At 57.6% G+C, this 2729-nt stretch carries 2 protein-coding genes and 3 pseudogenes; 3 read left to right on the top strand and 2 right to left on the bottom strand.

Translation table 11 applies throughout. From position 1 onward, the window contains the following. Positions 1–124 precede the first annotated feature (124 nt). Positions 125–845 (top strand): annotated as a pseudogene (locus QO231_RS25925) (ISKra4 family transposase); the annotation flags it as partial. A 34-nt stretch (positions 846–879) separates the two neighbouring features. Here the strand turns inward: QO231_RS25925 and QO231_RS26250 are convergent. Together QO231_RS26250 and QO231_RS25920 are read right to left on the bottom strand one after the other, a co-directional pair. Next, positions 880–972: pseudogene (locus QO231_RS26250) on the bottom strand (SMC-Scp complex subunit ScpB); the annotation flags it as partial. Beyond that, a pseudogene (locus QO231_RS25920) lies at positions 941–1287 on the bottom strand (DUF1403 family protein); the annotation flags it as partial. The pseudogenes QO231_RS25920 and QO231_RS26250, both read right to left, overlap by 32 nt. Positions 1288–1958: 671 nt before the next feature. On the opposite strand from QO231_RS25920, the gene QO231_RS25915 reads away from it, so the two are divergent. Then, positions 1959–2252: a CopG family ribbon-helix-helix protein gene (locus tag QO231_RS25915; RefSeq protein WP_316783151.1), complete on the top strand. Its 294-nt coding sequence runs from the start codon at positions 1959–1961 to the stop codon at positions 2250–2252. Positions 2253–2254: 2 nt separating this feature from the next. Continuing rightward, the gene (locus QO231_RS25910; RefSeq protein ID WP_316783149.1) at positions 2255–2599 is read left to right on the top strand and encodes a type II toxin-antitoxin system RelE/ParE family toxin; all 345 of its coding nucleotides are present in this window, start codon (positions 2255–2257) and stop codon (positions 2597–2599) included. Positions 2600–2729: the final 130 nt, after the last annotated feature.

Genomic DNA, 2729 nt, shown 5'->3' with positions numbered 1-2729 from the left:
ATTGGCGTCCAGGTTCTTAACCGGATGACCGGACTTGGCCGACCAAGCTTTGAGCGCACCGCCTGAATTCCGTCTCGGGGAGGGCGCGCTCCGAGTTGCAGTTGATCTGTGCAACACGACCTATGAATACCAGAAACGGCATCTCGATGTTGTGGTAGGCAAGATCGAAACCAACGACATGTGTCGTCGCTTTGGTCTTGCGCCACAAGCGGCCACCTCGCCTGCTGCCCAGCTTCGTCGCGATTTGGACGCACTCGGGTGGGATAGTCGGCGCCCCATCACGGTCATTTCAGACGGGGAGGCTGCGCTTCCAAACCTTGTCCGCGGCGCAACTGGTGGACAGATGCGACACATCCTCGATTGGTGGATATCTCGATGCGGGTTCAGCATGTCGAGAACGCGATCAAGGGCCTCGTAAGAAGGGAAAGCTTTCCGGGAACAGCTGTAATCTTCACGACACCAGCCGAGACCCTGCGATGGAACCTTTGGCACGGCAAAGTCCAGACAGCTGGCACGAACCTTCAATGGCTGATTGCGCGCGGCTCTCCAAACACGAACCCTTGATCCGAGACCAGGCCAAAAGGGCGCTTGCACGCTGCCGTGATCTGTACGGCTATCTCGCAAACAACATGGGATCACTTACGAACTATGGACGGCGGTATCGCCAGGGCATGCCGATCTCAACATCCCGAGCCGAAGGCTGCGTCGGCGACATCGGAAATGCGCGCATGGGTAAACGCAGGCGCATGCGATGGCCGCCACAAGGCGCTCACAACGTAGCGGTCACTCGAGCCGCCGTACTCGATGGGCGTCTGTCAGTTTCAAACACCATGATGGCAGCATGAACCCCCAGATTTTGCCCACTCCCGGTAGTGTCGCAAAGTTACCGACAAAGGTGCAGGGCTCGCCGACATCCGCCGCTGCGCGGATTGCGGGCGCATAGGCAGGCCGGGTCCGGAACATCCATCCGCCAGGACAGATTGATATCCCCCGCCGGGCCGGGCTGATCCCCGGGGCGCAGAAACTGCACTGCATCGCGCAACTCCCCTGCCCGCTCCCTGCGTCCCGAGACCGCCACACAAGCCTCAGCGGCGCGCAGTGCCCGCCGCTCGCGCAGCAAGCTCTGGGGCACGTCGTCCCGCGCCAGCACAATATGCAGATGGCTGAGCGCAGCCCCTGACAAAAACGCCACATCTTCAGGGGTTTCCCGCCAGTTGAGGTGACCCGGGACGGCATCCGAGGTAAAGTGTCTGCACCGTCAATGGGGCTGGGTCGCGCATATGTAATGTCTCAAGGCCATTTCTTGACGGCGCTAATCTCCACAAGATGCTGTTAAAAACGCCGCGCCTTGTACACCTCAACCATGACCGATAATGCAGTTATCGGACCATTAAACATGAGCTCCGACGCATACTCCTGTCGTCTTAGTTTCATGGCCGGACTCGCCCGAAATCAGCCCTCTCGCCCTCAAAATTTCCATTCCATCGGTGGACTGGGCTCTTGCTCAATCTCTGGACTCGGGGGCAGCAAGAGAAAACAGCGAACACGAACAACGTCTTCCGCATGCATGAGTCATCGACAACTCGAACACTTCTTCTAGACCCACTCGACCAGCTAATTACTGGAATCCACCAATGAACCTAAAGTCCAAGAGTGAAACAAGAACATGTATTCAAGAATATCAAAATACTAGAATCCAGCAATGCAGCAAGAACGACAACTCCGTAGCTTATGTTTCATCGCTGGATTCACCCCAATTCGGCGCTCCCATCGCGCTCGTTCCCATTTCGTTGATGGACAGGGCGCTTGCTCGATCTCTGGACTCCTGACGCGGTGTCAGAAGTGCTGAAAGCGAGGAGAATTCGAGCGGTGTTCGCGAGATTGGGTGAATCGGAGTTTGTGAGACTGGTGCGATGAGATCTTGACCGCGCACCCGCCTACCATACATTGTAAGACAAGTGCATCAACACAACAAACACTTCGGTATCATGGCAACAACATCCTTCACCACCCGCATCGACAGCGAGCTCAAGTCGCAGCTCGACCGGATCGCTCGCTTCGAGGATCGATCCGCATCATATATGGCCAACCAGGCAATCCGGGCCTTTGTGGAAGAACGCCTCGCGACTCGAGATCTCCTCGAAACAGGGCTTGCCCTTGTCGATCAAGGAGCACCGTCTCTGGCGCCAAATGCCGTCCATGACTGGCTGAAGGCGGATGACGACCGCTCCTTCCCGAAACACGACGGATAGGCATGGAGGTTCGCTATCTCGAAACCGCAGAACCTGGGCTGCGCTGGTTTCGGGCCTACTACCGACAGAACCCGCAGCTTGACTTGTCAAAAGCCATCAACGCGTTGATCCGCGCGGAGGCCATGCTTGCAGAGTTTCCCATGTCCGGCCCAGCCTATGAGGATTTCAGCGCCGTTCGCGAATACAAGGTCCGGGGGACCGCCTTTTCACTACTCTACACAATGGCACAGGATACTGTCTGGATCATCGACCTGCGCGATCAACGGGGGCAGCGCAGCGCTGAGGCCTTGAGGTTACATGCACGTGAGCTGCGTGCCCGCTACAGAACCGGTGACAACGCCCCGTGACACGCCCGCCACCCGAACCACCTGATGCCACGTCCACCGTGCAAACCAGTCCGATTACCCTGCGCTCCCATGTGGCAAGCTCAGGAACGCACGACTGCAATCTGATCACACGAACCCCGGACCGTTTGTT

Source organism: Sedimentitalea todarodis, from assembly GCF_032595355.1.
Taxonomy (GTDB): Bacteria; Pseudomonadota; Alphaproteobacteria; order Rhodobacterales; family Rhodobacteraceae; genus Sedimentitalea; species Sedimentitalea todarodis.
The sequence above is the reverse complement of the archived record's forward strand: the minus strand, read 5'-3'. Positions and strand labels throughout refer to the sequence as shown.

Excerpts from the sequence above, each read along its gene's own strand:
- QO231_RS25910 (WP_316783149.1), top strand. The coding sequence starts at position 2,255 with ATGGAGGTTCGCTATCTCGAAACCGCAGAACCTGGGCTGCGCTGGTTT.